Source organism: Pseudoxanthomonas sp. GW2, assembly GCF_000283075.1.
Classification (GTDB): domain Bacteria; phylum Pseudomonadota; class Gammaproteobacteria; order Xanthomonadales; family Xanthomonadaceae; genus Pseudoxanthomonas.
This window is the reverse complement of sequence record NZ_ALIP01000153.1, coordinates 1-15,227: the sequence shown is the minus strand read 5'-3', so window position 1 is coordinate 15,227 and position 15,227 is coordinate 1. Positions and strand designations below refer to the sequence as shown.

General features: G+C 72.4%; 19 protein-coding genes, 3 tRNA genes and 1 pseudogene. 8 read left to right on the top strand and 15 right to left on the bottom strand.

The annotated features are described in order from the left end of the window. A partial coding sequence (locus B351_RS16940) for an AraC family transcriptional regulator (RefSeq protein WP_019399769.1) occupies positions 1 to 907 on the top strand: 907 nt, incomplete at its 5' end. Between the two features lie 34 nt (positions 908 to 941). On the opposite strand, the gene B351_RS0114565 is transcribed toward B351_RS16940, so the two are convergent. The 3 genes from B351_RS0114565 to B351_RS17855 all read right to left on the bottom strand — a co-directional run bounded on the left by B351_RS0114565 (position 942) and on the right by B351_RS17855 (position 2,471). Continuing rightward, positions 942 to 1,628 carry a L,D-transpeptidase gene (locus B351_RS0114565; protein WP_037034684.1) on the bottom strand — a complete coding sequence of 229 codons (687 nt, stop codon included), beginning with the start codon at positions 1,626 to 1,628 and terminating at the stop codon, positions 942 to 944. A gap of 95 nt (positions 1,629 to 1,723) precedes the next feature. Continuing rightward, positions 1,724 to 1,993: a membrane protein gene (locus tag B351_RS0114560; RefSeq protein ID WP_019399767.1), complete on the bottom strand. Its 270-nt coding sequence runs from the start codon at positions 1,991 to 1,993 to the stop codon at positions 1,724 to 1,726. A gap of 46 nt (positions 1,994 to 2,039) precedes the next feature. Beyond that, entirely contained in the window at positions 2,040 to 2,471 is a 432-nt protein-coding gene (locus B351_RS17855; RefSeq protein WP_198006234.1) for a hypothetical protein, read from the bottom strand. Between B351_RS17855 and B351_RS18260 the strand changes: the two are divergent. Continuing rightward, positions 2,377 to 3,105, top strand: a pseudogene (locus tag B351_RS18260) (aspartyl protease family protein); the annotation flags it as partial. The gene B351_RS17855 and the pseudogene B351_RS18260 sit on opposite strands and share 95 nt — an antisense overlap. A 46-nt stretch (positions 3,106 to 3,151) precedes the next feature. Here B351_RS18260 and B351_RS18060 read toward each other — a convergent pair. The 6 genes from B351_RS18060 to B351_RS0114525 form a co-directional block, all read right to left on the bottom strand. Next, a complete protein-coding gene (locus tag B351_RS18060) occupies positions 3,152 to 3,520 on the bottom strand; it encodes a hypothetical protein (RefSeq protein ID WP_232207942.1) in 369 nt (122 codons plus the stop codon). A gap of 288 nt (positions 3,521 to 3,808) precedes the next feature. Beyond that, a tRNA-Ala gene (locus B351_RS0114545) sits at positions 3,809 to 3,884 on the bottom strand. A gap of 41 nt (positions 3,885 to 3,925) precedes the next feature. Continuing rightward, a tRNA-Glu gene (locus tag B351_RS0114540) sits at positions 3,926 to 4,001 on the bottom strand. 32 nt (positions 4,002 to 4,033) lie between these two features. Further along, a tRNA-Ala gene (locus tag B351_RS0114535) sits at positions 4,034 to 4,109 on the bottom strand. Positions 4,110 to 4,130: 21 nt separating this feature from the next. Further along, positions 4,131 to 4,913 (bottom strand): sulfurtransferase, encoded by a 783-nt coding sequence (locus B351_RS0114530; protein ID WP_019399765.1) that lies wholly within the window; start codon positions 4,911 to 4,913, stop codon positions 4,131 to 4,133. Between the two features lie 34 nt (positions 4,914 to 4,947). Then, a complete protein-coding gene (locus B351_RS0114525) occupies positions 4,948 to 5,313 on the bottom strand; it encodes a DUF6164 family protein (RefSeq protein WP_019399764.1) in 366 nt (121 codons plus the stop codon). A gap of 73 nt (positions 5,314 to 5,386) precedes the next feature. On the opposite strand from B351_RS0114525, the gene B351_RS0114520 reads away from it, so the two are divergent. Continuing rightward, positions 5,387 to 5,827: an FKBP-type peptidyl-prolyl cis-trans isomerase gene (locus B351_RS0114520; protein WP_019399763.1), complete on the top strand. Its 441-nt coding sequence runs from the start codon at positions 5,387 to 5,389 to the stop codon at positions 5,825 to 5,827. A 3-nt stretch (positions 5,828 to 5,830) separates the two neighbouring features. Continuing rightward, positions 5,831 to 7,081 carry a TIGR03862 family flavoprotein gene (locus B351_RS0114515; protein ID WP_019399762.1) on the top strand — a complete coding sequence of 417 codons (1,251 nt, stop codon included), beginning with the start codon at positions 5,831 to 5,833 and terminating at the stop codon, positions 7,079 to 7,081. A gap of 49 nt (positions 7,082 to 7,130) precedes the next feature. Here B351_RS0114515 and B351_RS16935 read toward each other — a convergent pair whose 3' ends face one another. Both B351_RS16935 and B351_RS0114505 read right to left on the bottom strand, forming a co-directional pair. Continuing rightward, on the bottom strand, positions 7,131 to 7,523 hold the full coding sequence (locus B351_RS16935; RefSeq protein ID WP_019399761.1) for a 2'-5' RNA ligase family protein: 393 nt from the start codon (positions 7,521 to 7,523) through the stop codon (positions 7,131 to 7,133). Positions 7,524 to 7,714: 191 nt separating this feature from the next. Continuing rightward, positions 7,715 to 8,059, bottom strand: coding sequence for a RidA family protein (locus tag B351_RS0114505; protein WP_019399760.1), 345 nt, complete (start codon positions 8,057 to 8,059; stop codon positions 7,715 to 7,717). A gap of 184 nt (positions 8,060 to 8,243) precedes the next feature. Between B351_RS0114505 and B351_RS0114500 the strand changes: the two genes are divergently transcribed. The 3 genes from B351_RS0114500 to B351_RS0114490 all read left to right on the top strand — a co-directional run bounded on the left by B351_RS0114500 (position 8,244) and on the right by B351_RS0114490 (position 10,293). Further along, the gene (locus B351_RS0114500; protein WP_019399759.1) at positions 8,244 to 9,380 is read left to right on the top strand and encodes a tetratricopeptide repeat protein; all 1,137 of its coding nucleotides are present in this window, start codon (positions 8,244 to 8,246) and stop codon (positions 9,378 to 9,380) included. A 9-nt stretch (positions 9,381 to 9,389) separates the two neighbouring features. Continuing rightward, positions 9,390 to 9,611 (top strand): RNA-binding S4 domain-containing protein, encoded by a 222-nt coding sequence (locus tag B351_RS0114495; RefSeq protein ID WP_019399758.1) that lies wholly within the window; start codon positions 9,390 to 9,392, stop codon positions 9,609 to 9,611. Positions 9,612 to 9,687: 76 nt separating this feature from the next. After that, entirely contained in the window at positions 9,688 to 10,293 is a 606-nt protein-coding gene (locus B351_RS0114490; RefSeq protein WP_019399757.1) for a mechanosensitive ion channel family protein, read from the top strand. Between the two features lie 7 nt (positions 10,294 to 10,300). On the opposite strand, the gene B351_RS0114485 is transcribed toward B351_RS0114490, so the two are convergent. The 4 genes from B351_RS0114485 to B351_RS0114470 form a co-directional block, all read right to left on the bottom strand. Then, positions 10,301 to 10,567, bottom strand: coding sequence for a DksA/TraR family C4-type zinc finger protein (locus B351_RS0114485; protein WP_019399756.1), 267 nt, complete (start codon positions 10,565 to 10,567; stop codon positions 10,301 to 10,303). A 95-nt stretch (positions 10,568 to 10,662) separates the two neighbouring features. Next, positions 10,663 to 11,100 carry a Cu(I)-responsive transcriptional regulator gene (cueR, locus tag B351_RS0114480; protein ID WP_019399755.1) on the bottom strand — a complete coding sequence of 146 codons (438 nt, stop codon included), beginning with the start codon at positions 11,098 to 11,100 and terminating at the stop codon, positions 10,663 to 10,665. Next, positions 11,097 to 13,565, bottom strand: coding sequence for a heavy metal translocating P-type ATPase (locus tag B351_RS0114475; protein ID WP_026010751.1), 2,469 nt, complete (start codon positions 13,563 to 13,565; stop codon positions 11,097 to 11,099). Before B351_RS0114475 ends, cueR begins: the two co-directional genes overlap by 4 nt. 133 nt (positions 13,566 to 13,698) lie before the next feature. Further along, positions 13,699 to 14,736: an LD-carboxypeptidase gene (locus tag B351_RS0114470; RefSeq protein ID WP_026010750.1), complete on the bottom strand. Its 1,038-nt coding sequence runs from the start codon at positions 14,734 to 14,736 to the stop codon at positions 13,699 to 13,701. A gap of 122 nt (positions 14,737 to 14,858) precedes the next feature. Between B351_RS0114470 and B351_RS16930 the strand changes: the two genes are divergently transcribed. Next, positions 14,859 to 15,227: biotin/lipoyl-binding protein (locus B351_RS16930; protein ID WP_198006232.1), on the top strand; the 369-nt coding region annotated here is incomplete at its 3' end.

Genomic DNA, 15,227 nt, shown 5'->3' with positions numbered 1-15,227 from the left:
CAGCCGCTCGGATGCCGGCGAGCCGTTCTACTGCGCGGTGATCGAGGGCGGTTGCCGGCTGGCGCTGGAGGGACGAGACACGGTCGTCCTGCAAGCCGGGGATTTCGTCCTGGTCCCCGCCGCCTACGGGGTCACCATGTCCAGCCTGCACGAAGTGGATCCTGCCACCCACTCCGTCCCTGTGCTGCTGGCCGAAGGCTCCTACAGGATCGGCGCGCCGCGCGGTCCCACCGACCTGCGCGTCCTGGCCGGCCACTGCAGCTTCGATTCGCCCGATGCGGCGCTGCTGGTGCCGCTGATGCCGCAGCTCATCCATGTCCGCGGCGAGCCCCGGCTGGCGACGCTGGTGCACATGCTCGGCGAGGAATCACGCGAGGATCGGCCGGCACGCGAAGTGGTGCTGGCGCGCCTGCTGGAGGTGCTGTTCATCGAAGCCCTGCGCTGTACCACCGGATCGGGAGCCGCGCGCGGACTGGTCCAGGCCCTGTCCGATGCACGCCTGGCCGCGGCGATCCGCGCGATGCACGCGTGCCCTTCGAGGAACTGGACCGTGAACGAGCTGGCAAAGGAAGCCGCCCTGTCCCGCTCGGCCTTCTTCGACCGGTTCAACCGGGTGATGGGCATGCCGCCAATGGAGTACCTGCTGGCCTGGCGCATGGCCCTGGCGAGGGACCTGCTCGCGAACGGTGGTATCGGCATCGCCGACGTCGCCGAGCGCGTCGGCTACAGCTCGGCCAGCACCTTCAGCGTCGCGTTTGCACGCCATGTCGGTTGTCCGCCGGCGCGGTACGCACGCGGTGCGGCGCGCCCCGACACGCGGCGGCGGGACGAATCATCACCCGACCCCTTCGACGCAAAGCGTGCGGCAATGGCCGTTACCACGGCCGCAGGCGCGCCGCCTGGATGACCGGCGGGGCGGACGCGGGCGCTGCCGCGCCCGGTTACTCGCTGCGCTGCGCGGTATCGCGGCCTTGCGCGAATTCCGGGAAGACCTCCGCCAGCGGCTTGGTCTCCGGCAGGATGTAGAACACGCCACCGCGCGCGAAGACCGGCTCGATCACCTGCCCGTAGAACTCCGGCGCGACGTTGATGCAGCCGTGGGTGATGCGGTTGTCGTCCGGCTGCGGCGAGGCGAGGCGCTCGGCACGCTTCTCGGAACGGACGCCGGTAGCCGTCGGATGGATCGAGACGCCGGAGTCGTAATCCACCCAAAGCACGCGCCCGGCATCGAGCGAAGGGCCGAAGCCGCCCACGAAGCGGCCGGCCGGCGTGGTGCGGTCCTTGCCCGGGATCTCGCGCAAGGCCAGGCCGGCGATGCCGGGGGCGATGTGGTCGCCGACGGCCGAGCCGAACAGCGCAGGCGCCGCGCCGCGCAGCCGGCCATCGCCGCCAAACACCAGGATCTGGGCCGCGGCCTTGTCCATGATCGCGAACGGATAGCCTTCGCTGTCGCGGGTGGCGACCACCCAACCGGCCAGTTCGATCACCGTGTCCGCCACTTCCTGGCCCTGCGGAAGCAGGTCGACGGCGGCGGCCGGCGGCGCGGCGGCCTCCTCGGCGACGGCCATGGCCGGGTTCACGAGTGCCAGCGCCAACGCGAGACAGCTGGCACGGATCGCAGGATGCATGCGGCTGATGGGACTACTCCTCTGGAACCGGGCGAAGAACGGCCCGGTGCCAGCAAGGCCACCGGGCCGGGGTTTGGAACTGTCGCCGACCCCGATCAGCCGCGGGGCTGGCGGCGCGGGGCGGCCTCGAGCTGCTGCACGCGGCTTTCGATCTGGTCCAGGCGCCGGTTGGCCTGCTGCGCGGACTGGTTGGCGGACTCGGCGCTCTGGGCCGCGTTCTGCACCCGGCTGTCGAGCTGGTCAAGGCGCGAATTGATCGTGGCGAATTCCTTGTCGTAGGTGGCGCAACCAGCAAGACCCGCGGCGACAACCACCGCCACGCCGAGCGCACGCACCATCGCCACGTTGTTCTTGATCAGGGACATTCCAATCCTCCTTCGTCAGGGGCTTCGGAATATAGCCGGCTTTGCGTCAAAGCCATGCGGCGACTTCAGCGCCAGTTCGGTTACGTGCACGGTTCGTGAAAAAGTTCGTGCTGCGCATCGCAGTGCGCGCTTCCAGGCGCATTGCAGGAGGAATGTCCGCCTGTTCGTGATGCATCGCAACACTCCGCCGCCCCTGCGCTGCACTTTGCGCCTGGCCGGACGCCTGCAGCCTGGCACTGCTGCAGGCAGCGCCCACGAGCGCCGCGGCGCTCATGGGCAGGCATTGCACTACGATCGGCTCGACGCCTTCGCGCGCGCGGGGGCGTACGCGGCGCGCGACCGGATCATCCTGCCCCACCACCCGTGCAAGACCGTGCCTGGAGATGCTGATGAGACTGCCGATGCTCGCGATCCTGGCCGGGCTTGCGGCAAGCCCCGCGTCGGCCGGCGACGTGCCCGCGAGCGACAGCCATGGCATTGCCACCGCGGTGATGCAAGCCGATGCCCGCGCCCTGGCCGTGGTCGGCAAGTCAGACACCGCGGCCCGCCATGCAGGACGCGCCGGTTACTACCGCACTCTGGGCGACCTGGCGCAGTCGACCCGTTGGGCACGCGCGTGCATCGCCAACCCGCAGGTCGTGGCCGAGCCCGGACAGCAACTGATGTACCTCTGCCGCAGCCTGTTGGCCGGCAACCTGCTGCTGGCTGGCGACATCGGTGGCTGGGCCGTGGAGATGGAACAGGTGCGCGTGCTCTACCGCGAACACGTCGCCCCTTCGCTGCGCCCCGGCGGGGAACTGGCCGCGGTGGCCCGGCCGCGCTTCGAGGCCTTCACCGGATGGCCGCGCCAATGGACCCTGCACGCGACGGCCGCGCCGGGCACGCGCGTGCCCGTGGCCGATGGCCCCGGCGTTCCCGTGGTGCGCGGCAGGATCCGCGGCGGCCGCGACGGCAAGGCGCGCGACGTCGAGGTGGACTTCATCATCGATACCGGCGCCACCCATTCCCACGTCAGTCGCCGCGCAGCGCAGGCGATGGGACTGGAGGTGCGGGACGGCTTCGGCGTCGATGCCAGCGATCCGGCGCGGTGGGCGGAGATCGGACTGGCCACGCCGGTAGACCTGGAGCTTGGGGGAATCCGCTTCGGCGACGTCGCCTTCAGCGTTGACCGACGCGATGGAGCCGGCCCTCATCGGCCTGGACCTGCTCGCCCGCCTCGGCCCGCTCAGGCTGGGCGCGGACGAACTGGAAGTCCTGGCGGAACTTCCGCCAGGCTGCGACGCGCAACTGGCGGCCACCTCGTTGCCGTGGGGCGGCCAGTACGCACTGCGCCTCCCGATGCAGATCGGCCGGCGCAAGGAGCTGGTCTTGCTGGACACCGGCAACGGCGCTTCGCTGGAGATGGCCGGCACGGACCTGTCCGCGTTCCCGCAGGCAGCCCTGGTCGAGCGCAGCCGGCTGACGATCCACGGCCTGCAGCGCGTGCGCCATGCCGAGGCCAGCGCACCAGTCAGTTTCAACGGGCACGCGGCCGAACTCCCGATCCGGGTCACTGACCAGCCGGCCCGGGTCTTCCCGGTCTCGTGGACGGCGGGCTACGGACTGCGCACGCGCTACGACTTCCACGTGGACGTGGCCACCGCGCACGGCTGCCTGCTGCCGCGCGCCGCCCGGCAGGAGCAGCCACCATCCGCGGCTCGCGGCCCTCGCCAGGCGCGCAGAACGCGAGCGAAAAGCCAAGCGCACGCCACCCGCGAAGCAGGTGCGTCGGATGCAGGATTACCGGGAATCCGGCGTGCGGCGGCGCCGGGAAGTTGGTGGAGCCAGCCGGGATCGAACCGGCGACCTCTTGCATGCCATGCAAGCGCTCTCCCAGCTGAGCTATGGCCCCACGAGCATCGGCCTGCAGGCCTTTGCGTACCGCTGGAAATGTGGCGTCCCCACGGGGATTCGAACCCCGGTCGCTACCGTGAAAGGGTAGTGTCCTAGGCCTCTAGACGATGGGGACGTATCGTCGCTTCGCCCAACCGGGGTTGGATTTGGTGGAGCCAGCCGGGATCGAACCGGCGACCTCTTGCATGCCATGCAAGCGCTCTCCCAGCTGAGCTATGGCCCCACGAAGCTGAGGGCGCGAATCTTAGCTAGTCCCCGTAACTTGCGCAAGCATTTCTTCACCGGAAGTTTCATCGACCAGCGGACGCAGCTCCGGATCCAGCGCCACGCGCCCGTCGAACACGAAGCAGCGGCCCTCGTAGCCGAGGCCGCCGACCTGTTCGAACCAGCCCAGGATCCCGCCTTCCAGCTGCAGCACGTTGTCCATGCCGTCCTGGCGCATCCACAGCGCGGCCTTCTCGCAGCGGATGCCGCCGGTGCAGAAACTGACCACGGTGGCGCCGGCCAGGGACTCGCGGTGCGGTTCCAGCGCCGCCGGCAGGTCGGTGAACTTGGTGATCGGGAGGGTCAGCGCGCCCTGGAAGGTGCCGTAGGCCACTTCCTGCGCATTGCGGGTATCGAGCATCACCACCGGCCGCCCCTGGTCGTCGCGCCCGCCCCGGGCCAGCCAGCGCGCCACCGTGGCCGGCTCCACCGCCGGGGCGCGCGCGCCCTGGGCCAGTGGCGTGGCCTGCGGACGGCGGAAGCTGATGATTTCCGGCTTCACCTTCACCTTGAGCCGGGCGAACGGCACCGCGGCGCTGCGGCTGTAGCGCGGCCTCAACGCGGCCAGGCGCGGGTCGCCGCGCAGCCAGTCGACGAACCCGCGCAGGACCGCTTCCGGACCGGCCAGGAACAGGTTGATGCCTTCACCGGCGACCAGGATGGTGCCCTTGAGGTCGTCGGCAGCGGCGCGCACGCGCAGGCGCGCGGCCAGCGCGTGCGGATCGTCGATGTGGACGAAGAGATAGGCGGCAAGATTGAGCATGGCGCCATTGTAAGGCGCCGCCCCTGCCCGCCCTTCAGCGCAACAGCCACCAGGGCAGGGCCAGGGTCAGCGCCAGCACCGCCAGGATCGCAGCCAGCCGCGGCAGCACGAACCCCGGCCGCTCGCGCAGCAGCTGCAGGAAGGATTCGCCCTCGCCACGACGTTCGCGCTCCTGCGCCTCGGCGCGCAGGCGCACGCGCCGTTGTTCCTGGTATTCGTCCAGCAGCGCACGTGCGCGCGGGTAGTCGGCCGCGTCGCGCAGCCACAGCCCGGGCGCCGAAAAACCCAGCAGCCCGGCTCCGGTCTCGTACCACTGGAAGCCGTGCTGCTCGAGCAGGGCCCGCACGTCGGCGGCTTCGTCGTCGGGAACGTTGCGCAGGGAAAACAGCAGCTTGGCCATGCGCGCATGATACGCGGCATCGCCGCGGCGGCCGCGGCGGTTTACCCTTGCGTCCCCCAACGGACCTGCCGCCATGCGCCGCTTCCTGCTCCGCTCCACCCTGCTCTGCTCCGTCCTGCTGGCCGCATGCAGCGAACCCGGTCCGCCGCCCGGCGGCTCGGTGGCCGAGCTGCAGCGCATCGACGAGGTGGTCGGCAAGGGCGCGGTCGCCAGCGCCGGCGACAAGGTCACCGTGCACTACACCGGCTGGCTGTACGACGAGCGAGTGCCGGAACGGCGCAGCCGCAAGTTCGACAGCTCGCTGGACCGCGGCGAGCCGTTCACCTTCGTCCTCGGCGCCGGCCAGGTGATCCGTGGCTGGGACGAAGGCGTGGCCGGCATGCGCGCCGGCGGCCGCCGCACCTTGTTCATCCCGGCGGAGATGGCCTACGGCCGCCGCGGCGCCGGACGGGTGATCCCGCCCAATGCCTCGCTGGTGTTCGAGGTCGAACTGCTGGACGTGGGCAGCCGCTGATCCATGCCTGCCAGCACCGTCACCCTGCCCGGCCTGGCCATCGTCGGCGGCGGCCCCGCCGGCCTGATGGCCGCCGAGGTCGCCCGCGCCGCGGGCGTGGAAGTGGACCTGTACGAGGCCAAGGGCTCGGTCGGGCGCAAGTTCCTGATTGCCGGCAAGGGCGGGCTCAACCTCACCCATGCCGAACCCATGCCCGGGTTCGCGGCGCGCTACGGCGTGCGCGAGGCCGAGGTCGCGTCCTGGCTGGCCGGCTTCGGGCCGCAGGAGCTGCGCCAGTGGGCGCGCGGCCTGGGCGTGGAAACGTATGTCGGCAGCTCCGACCGGGTGTTCCCGCTGGACCGCAAGGCCGCGCCACTGCTGCGCGGCTGGGTGCGGCGACTGAAGGAACAGGGCGTGCGCTTCCACGTCCTGCACCGCTGGGAAGGCTGGGACGAAGATGGCGCCCTGCGCTTCCGCAACGGGGACGGCGACCTGCGCGTGCGCGCGCCGGCCACGGTGCTGGCGCTGGGCGGCGGCAGCTGGCCGCACCTGGGCTCCGACGGCGCCTGGGTCGAGGCCGTGCGTGCGGCCGGGATCGAGGTCGCGCCGCTGGTGCCGTCCAACTGCGGTTTCGACGTGGGCTGGAGCGCGCACTTCGCCGAGCGCCATGCCGGCGCCCCGCTCAAGCCGGTGGTCGCGCACTGGCAGGACGCGGACGGCACGCCGCACTCGCTGCAGGGCGAATGCGTGGCCACCGCCACCGGCATCGAAGGCTCCCTGGTGTATGCGCTGTCGGTGCCGCTGCGCGAGGCCATCGCCCGCGACGGCCAGGCCGTGCTGCAGCTGGACCTGGTGCCGGGGCGCGAGCTGCTGCGCCTGCGCGCCGAACTGGCGAAACCGCGCAAGGGCCGCAGCCTCAGCGAGTACCTGCGCCGCCAGGCCGGCGTGTCCGGGGTCAAGGCCGCGCTGCTGCGCGAGGTGCTGGATGCGCAGGCGCTGGCCGACATGGATCGGGTCGCCGCCGCACTCAAGCGCCTGCCGCTGGTGCTGAAGCGTGCCCGGCCGCTGGCCGAGGCGATCAGCAGTGGCGGCGGCGTGCGCCTGGAGGCGCTGGACGCGGACCTGATGGCCAGCGCCCGCCCCGGCGTGTTCTGCGCCGGGGAAATGCTGGACTGGGAAGCGCCGACCGGCGGCTACCTGCTGACCGCCTGTTTCGCCAGCGGCCTGCGCGCCGGTCGCGCGGCCGCACGCTGGGTACAGGCACGCAACCGCTGACCTCGCCGCGGGGGCGCGGCGCAGTCCATCGCGCTCGCGCCCGATCAGTTCACTCCGCCGCCAACGGCCAGCGTTGCAGCACCTCGTAGCGGACCCCGCCACTGCCGTGCACGCTCTGCAGCAGGGCGAACCCGTCCACGCGCCAGTCCACCGGCGCTACCGGCTGCACCGGGAAGCGCACGCTGGCGCGCCGGCGCACGGTCACATGCGGGGCGAACGCCGGGCCGGCCGGGAGCCGGATCCGGCGCCCGGCCAGGGCCGTGGCCAGCGCCTGGTGCAGCCGCTCCAGCGCCGGTGGCGGCGCCGATGGCCGCAGTACCCAGATCGCCTCGCCGCGGCCGAAGCACTCGGCCTGGTCCAGGCGCAGCACGAATCCCGCCTGGCGCACCTGCGCCGCCGCGGCGCGGGCGTCGTCCGCCAGCGCCTGCGGCAGCTGCACCACTCGCCCAGCCAGTGCAGGGTCAGGTGCAGGCGTTCGTCGGGCACGCCGGCGCCGCGCTGCGGCGGCTGGCCGGCTTCCAGCGCCTGCCGCGCGGCGCGGATCGCGGCCGCTTCGGCCGGCCCCGGCAGCAGGGCGAAGAACAGGCTGTGGCGTGCGTCCGCGGCGGCGAACAGGTCGCCCATCACCTGCGCTCAGACTGCGGCGGTGACCACGATCTCGACCTTCCAGGCCGGATCGGCCAGGCGCGCCTGCACCGTGGCGCGCGCCGGAGTGTGGCCCTGCGGGACCCACTCGTCCCAGGCCTGGTTCATGCCGGCGAAATCGCCGATGTCGGCCAGGAAGATCTCCGCGCGCAGGATCTTCGTCTTGTCGGTCCCGGCCTGGGCCAGCAGCGCGTCGATCGCCTGCAACACCTGGCGGGTCTGACCGGTGATGTCCTGGCTGGTGTCCTCCGGCACCTGCCCGGCCAGGTAGGCCACGCCGTTGTGGACGGTCATCTCGGACATGCGCGGGCCGACGTCGAAACGCTGGATCATGGGAGTTCCCTGCTTGCGGAGGAGGCCGCGGCGCGGCCGGGCGGCGCAGCATACAACGCCACCGCACCGACGACAGTGGCCCGGGGGTTCCCCGGGAACTGCCTGGCACCATCACCGGCACCGGCCCACCCGCCTTCCCGGATCCGGGCGTACACTCGGCGCAGCATGGACCGGGAGGTGGGTCATGTACGCACTGGCGCTGGCAGCGGCCCTGGCCGCATCCCCGGCGGCCGAACCGGCTGCGGCCCTGCCGCCGCCGCCCACCCTGCCCACGGTCCAGGCCGTGCAGCACATCCCGGGCATCGACGAGGTACTCGAGATCCCGCCCGACTTGCGGGCGATGCTGCAGGAACGGGTGATCGCCCGCGGTGGCAGCCGCGAGGACCGGATCGAACGCCTGGCGGCGATGGTGCTGGAAGCCGGCGGCCTGGCGCTGGAGTACGACAACGACCGCACCCGCACCGTGGCCGAGACCTGGCGCGACCGCCGCGCCAACTGCCTGTCCTTCACCCTGGTGTTCGTCGCCCTGGCGCGCGCGGCCGGGCTGGAAGCCCGCGTCCAGGAAGTCGGCGAGGTGCTGGCCTGGTACCGCGACGCCGGTGTGATCTACGGCGCCAGCCACGTCAACGCCGGCGTCCGCGCCGGCCTGCGCCGGTACACGCTGGACGTGGAGCGCAACATCCTGGCCATGCGCGACCGCCCGCGCGCCATCGGCGACATCCGCGCCCTGGCCCACTTCCGCAACAACCGCGGCGCCGAGCTGATGGCCGCCGGCGACCTGGAAGGCGCGCGCGCGCAGCTGGAGGCGGCGCTGGAGGCCGATCCGGAGTTCGTGCCGGCCCTGAACAACCTGGGCGTGCTGGAGCAACGCGCCGGCAACCTGGACGCCTCCGCCGCGGCCCTGCGCGCGGCCTGGCGGCTGCAGCCGGCGCACACCGCCACCCTGTCCAACCTGGTGAACCTGTACCAGCGCAGCGGCCAGGCGGAGCTGGCAGCCGATTTCGTCGCCCGGCTGGAGCAGGTGCGGCGCAGCGATCCGTTCGCCCAGTTCGTGCTCGCCCTCGGCTGCGAGGAAGCCGGCAACTACGCCTGCGCCGTCACCCACTACCGCAACGCCATCCGCCTGCATGGCGGGCAGCACGCGTTCCACTTCGGCCTGGCGCGCGCCTACTTCCTGTCCGGCCACCCGGACCTGGCCCGGCGCGAGATGGCGCGCGCAGCCAAGCTGGGCGACACCGACCGGGTGCGCGCCATGTACCGGCGCAAGCTGGAACACCTGGAGCACTGGCCCGGGAACGGCCACGCCCTGCATGCGCGCTAGACTTGCGCGATGGAAACCATCGATTTCGAACTGCAGGGCGAACACGTCGAACTGAACCAGCTGCTCAAGCTGGTGGGCCTTTGCGACAGCGGCGGCGCCGGCAAGGCGCTGGTGGCCAGCGGCGTGGTCCAGGTCGACGGCGCCGTGGAGCTGCGCAAGACCCGCAAGATCCGCGCGGGCCAGACCGTGGCCGCGCCCGGCGTGCTGGTGCGGGTGCAGGCGCCGGCATGATCCCGGTCCGCGCCGCCCCGCGCTCTCCTAGAATGGTGGGCGAAGCGGCCGGCGCGGCCGCATGCAAGCGACGCGGATGAAGCAATACCTGCCCGCCTGGATCCAGGGCTGGCTGGGCACGATCGTGCCGATCGCCCAGGCCCTGCTGATCGTCGCGGCCGCCTGGCTGCTGCAGCAGCTGGTGCGCCGGCTCGTGCGCCGGCTGATGGACCGCCGCGGCCTGCCGCCGGAGATGGGCGTGGCCCTGCACCGGGTCTCGGCCGGCCTGATCGGATTCGGCGCGCTGCTGCTGGTGCTGGAGCGGCTGGGCGTGTCCGGCACGGTGCTGTGGACCGCCTTCACCAGCTTCGCCGCGGTGGGCGCGGTGGCGTTCTTCGCCGCCTGGAGCGTGCTGTCCAACATCTTCTGCACGGTGCTGATCTTCACCACCCGCCCGTTCCGCCTGTACGACTACATCGAGGTGGTGGAGAACGGCGAGAAACCCGGCCTCAAGGGCCGCGTGGTCGACGTCAACCTGATCTACACCACCCTGCAGGAAGTGGCGCGCGATCCCGACCACGCCGGCAGCAGCCTGCAGGTGCCCAACAGCATGTTCTTCCAGCGCGTGGTGCGGCGTTGGCGCGGCAGCGAGGTACCGGCCGCGTGGCTGGCGCCGCCGACGGTCGAAAGCGGCTCGAAGTAGCCCGCGCTCAGCGCAGCTGGCTGTCCTTGCTGCCGCGGCGGTTGTAGCCGGCGAAGCCGGTTTCTTCCCCGTCCTGCGCGGCCTGGCAGGTCACGCACAGGCGCACGCCGGGTACCGCGCGGCGGCGCGCCTCGGGGATCGGCGCATCGCATTCCTCGCAACGTTCCAGGCTGGGCCCCTTGGGCAGGCGCGCGCGGGCGCGCTCGATCCCGTCCTTGACGGTCGCATCGATCTGATCGTTGACGGCGTTGTCGCCGGCCCATCCGGTCGCCATGGGAACCTCCTGCTCGCGGTACGCATACAGGGTGCCCGCGGGGACGTGAATCCCCGGCAAGTGCCAGGGCCGCCCCGGCGGAAAGGGCGGGCTTCTCAGTCGCGCCCCCCACCCTCGAGGTCGTCGAGGATCGGGCACTCCGGCCGGTCGTCGCCATGGCAGCGGCTGGCCAGTTCTTCCAGGGTGCGCTGCATGGCCTGCATCCGGGCGATGCGCTCGCCCAGCTCGGCGGCGTGCTGCAGCGCCAGCTGCCTGACATCGGCACTGGCGCGCGAGCGGTCCGACCACAGCGCCAGCAGCACCTGGACCTGCTTCATGCCGAAGCCCAGCGAACGCGCCCGGTTGATGAAACGCAGGCGGTGCACGTCGGCCTCGCCATACAGCCGGTAGCCGGCGGCGGTGCGCGGCGGCGGCGGGACCAGGCCGATGTCCTCGTAGTGGCGGATCATCTTGGCCGACACGCCCGAACGCGCCGCCGCCTCGCCGATGGAGTACAGGCCCTCGTCCGCCCGCCGCCCGGCCGCGTGCTTCATGGCGCCTGCCCCGCATCGGCCGCCGGACGCCAGCGCCGCAGCAGCAGGGTGTTGGCGACCACGCTCACCGAGGAGAACGCCATCGCCGCGCCGGCCAGTGCCGGGCTCAGCAGGCCCGCCGCGGCCAGCGGGATGCCGATGACGTTATAGGCGAAGGCCCAGAACAGGTTCTGGTGGATCTTGCCGGTGGTGCGCCGGGACACCTCGATGGCATCGGCCACCAGCCGCGGTTCCGGGCGCATCAGGGTGACCGCCGCCGCATGCATGGCCACGTCGGTGCCCGAGCCCATGGCGATGCCCACGTCCGCCGCGGCCAGCGCCGGCGCGTCGTTGATGCCGTCGCCGACCATCGCCACCACGCCGCCGGACTTCAGCGCCTGGATGGCCGCGACCTTCTGCTCCGGGCGCACCTCGGCCTGGACTTCGTCGATGCCCAGCGCCTGCGCCACCGCGCCAGCGGCGCCGCGGTTGTCGCCGGACAGCATCACCGTGCGCACGCCCATCGCGCGCAGGCTGTCGATCGCCGCGCGCGCGCCGGGGCGCGGTTCGTCGCGGAATGCCAGCAGGCCACGCAGCCGTGGCTGGCCGCCCTCCTCCACCGCCAGCCAGGACAGGGTGTGGCCGCTGGCTTCCAGGTCCTGCGCCCGCGGCAGCAGCGGCTCCACGGCCACGCCGGCTTCCTGCATCAACGCCCGGTTGCCGATCCAGGCCAGGCGCCCATCGACCTTGCCCCGCACCCCGCGGCCCGGCAGCGCCTGCAGTTCGCTGGCCGGCACCGACTGCCCGCCCTCGCGCAGCACCGCCAGCGCGAGCGGATGCGCGCTGTGCTGCTGCAGCGCCGTGGCCAGGGCCAGCAGCGCCTGGCGGTCGCCATCGACCGCCACCGCTTCCAGCAGGCGCGGCTCGCCCACGGTAAGCGTGCCGGTCTTGTCGAAGGCCACCACCTTGATCGAGCGCGCCAGCTCCAGCGCATGCGCGTCCTTGACCAGGATGCCGGCGCGCGCGGCCACGCCGGTGCCGGCCATGATCGCCGTCGGCGTGGCCAGGCCCAGGGCGCAGGGACAGGCGATCACCAGCACCGCCACCGCGTTGAGGATGGCGCGGTCCCAGTCGCCGCTGGCCATGCCCCAGCCCAGCAGGGTCAGCAACGCCAGCCCCAGGATCACCGGCACGAACACCGCGGCGACCCGGTCCACCGTGCGCTGGATCGGCGCCTTCACCGCCTGCGCGTCCTCGACCAGGCGCACGATCCGCGCCAGCGCCGTCTCCGCGCCCACCGCCGCGGTGCGCACCACGACCACGCCCTCGGCGTTCACCGCGCCGGCCGTGACCCGGTCGCCCACGTCCTTGGCCACCGGCACCGATTCGCCCGTGACCAGCGACTCGTCGGCGTGGCTGCGCCCTTCCTCGACGATGCCGTCCACCGGGAAGCGCTCGCCGGGACGCACCACCACCAGGTCGCCCACCGCCACCTGTTCCACCGGCACTTCCGATTCCCCTTGCGCGGTACGCAGGCGCGCCGTGGCCGGCCGCAGTGCCTGCAGGGCACGGATCGCCTCGGTGGCCTGGCGCTTGGCGCGCCCTTCCAGGAACTTGCCCAGCAGGACCAGGGTGGTGATCGCGGCCGAAGCCTCGAAGTACAGCGGCGCATGCGTGCCCTCGCGCAGCAGGTGGAACAGGCTCAGGCCATAGGCGGTACTCGTGCCCAGCGCCACCAGCAGGTCCATGTTGCCGGTGCCGGCGCGCAGCGCGCCCCAGCCGGCGCGGTAGAACCGCGCGCCCAGCCAGAACTGCAGCGGCGTGGCCAGCAGCAGCTGGATCCAGCCCGGCAGCATCCAGTGCTTGCCGAAGGGCATGCCGGCCATCGGCAGGACCAGGGGCGCGGCCAGCACGATGGCAATGGCCAGGTGGCGGGCCTCGGACGACAGTCGCGGCTTGGCCACCGGGGTGGCCCGCGCTTCCTGCGTCGCGGCCTCGCCTTGGCCATCGGAAGATCCGGGGGCAGGCGCCTCCGGCCTGGCGATGCGGTAGCCGGCCTTGCGCACGGCCTCGGCCAGCAGCGCCGGATCAGCGGGTCCGGCGGTACGCACCCGCGCCCGCTCGGTGGCCAGGTTGACCGAGGCCTCGACCACGCCCGGCACCGCGGCCAGGGCGCGCTCGACCCGGCCGACGCAGGAGGCGCAGTGCATGCCCTCGATCGCCAGTTCGGCCTCGCCTGCGGGCACGCGGTAGCCCGCCTTTTCCACCGCGGCGACCAGTTCGGCCGCCGGCGGCAGCGCCGCGCCGCGGACCTCGGCGGTAGCGCTGACCAGGTTGACGCTGGCCGATTCCACGCCCGGCAGCGCCGCCAGGGCGCGCTCGACGCGCCCGGCACAGGACGCACAACTCATTCCTTCCACCGGCAGGCGCAGGGCGGCGGGAGCTGCGCCGGCGGCGGGGATTACAACGATGTTCGGGGTATCCATGGCGACCATGGTGAACCTTCCCATCATGGGAAGGTCAAGTTCGGGATTCGGGATTCGGGCCGTGACCTTGCCTCACCGCCACTCCCGGTTCCTGCTCCCACGAATCACCAATCCCGAATCACCAATCACCAATCTACGAGAACACTGGCTCCAGCAGCCGGAAGGTGCCGGCGTCGGCGTCCATTTCGACCTGGCCGCCGACCGGCACGATGAACTGCTCGCGCAGGTGGCCGATCTGCGCGCCGCGGTAGGCGGGGATGCCCAGCGGGAGGACATGGTCGTCGAGGATCTGTTCCAGGGTCAGCGAACCGTAGCCGGCGCCGGGCTCGCAGTCCGTGCACTGGCCGAAGATGAAGCCCGCGATGCGGTCCAGCACCCCGGCCAGCTTGAGCGTGGTCAGCATCCGGTCCACCCGGTACGGCGCCTCCTCCACGTCCTCCAGGAACAGGATCGCCCCGTCGAACGCCGGCAGGTACGGCGAACCGGCCAGGCCCACCAGCACCGACAGGTTGCCGCCGAGCAGGCGGCCGCGGGCGCGGCCGCCGCGGATGGTCATGGTGCGGTTGCGGCGCGGGACCAGTTCGTCCGCGTCGTCGTCCGGCGGGTTGCGGTACTCCAGCAGTTCTCGTTCGAAGAACACCCGGCGGAACTGGTCGACCACGAAGCGGTTCCAGCTGCCGGCGCCAATCGGGCCGTGGAAGGTCACCAGCCCGGTCCGCGCCTGGATCGCGCAGTGCAGCGCGGTGATGTCCGAATAGCCCAGCAGCACCTTGGGATTGCGCCGGATCAGCGCGTAGTCCAGCAGCGGCAGCAGCCGCGCCGCGCCGGCCCCGCCGCGCACGCATACCAGCGCCCGCACCTTTGGGTCGGCGAACATGCGGTTGATGTCGCCGGCGCGGTCGGCGTCGCTGCCGGCCAGGTGGCCGCGGCGGTTGCCGTAGTGCTCGCCGGCGCGCACCTCGAAGCCCAGCGCTTGCATCGCCTCGGCCGCCAGCTGCAGCTTGAGCCTGTCGTCGGTGGCCGAGGACGGGCTGACCAGGCCCACGGTGTCGCCGGGCCGCAGCGCCGGCGGCAACAGCCGCGCCGCGGCCGCGGCCCGCGCCCGCCCGGGGCCGGCCAGCGCCAGCAGGGAGGCGGCCATCGCGCCGCCGAGGAACTGCCTTCTGTGCATGGGTTGCCTCCCGTCGCCAGTGGCGAGCCTAGCAATCGCGCGCCCGCCGCAGCCAGCCGCCGTCGTTGTCGCGCTCACGCGTTGCGGGCGAAGATTGGCGACCTTTCGTGCCAGGTATGTCCATGCCCCACCCTTCCACGCGGCACCGCTGGATGGTCGCGACCGCACTCGTGCTCCTGCTGGTGCTGCTTTCGTGGGCGGTGATGCGCTGGCGCGGCCCGGCACTGCCCGGCTACGAGGTGGCCGCCGGTCCACTGGTGCAGAACGTGGTGGCAACCGGGCGGGTGGCGGCGCTGTCGCGGGTCCAGGTGGGTGCGGAAATCTCGGGCCTGGTGCTGGAACGGCGGGTGATGGAAGGCGACCGCGTGGCCCCGGGCGACGTGCTGGTGGTGCTGCGCGCGACCGACCTCGAAGCGCGCCGCGACGAGGCCCGCGCTGCCCTGGAAACCCTGCGCCGGACCGACCGCGCCGACGCCCAGGCGCGCTACCGC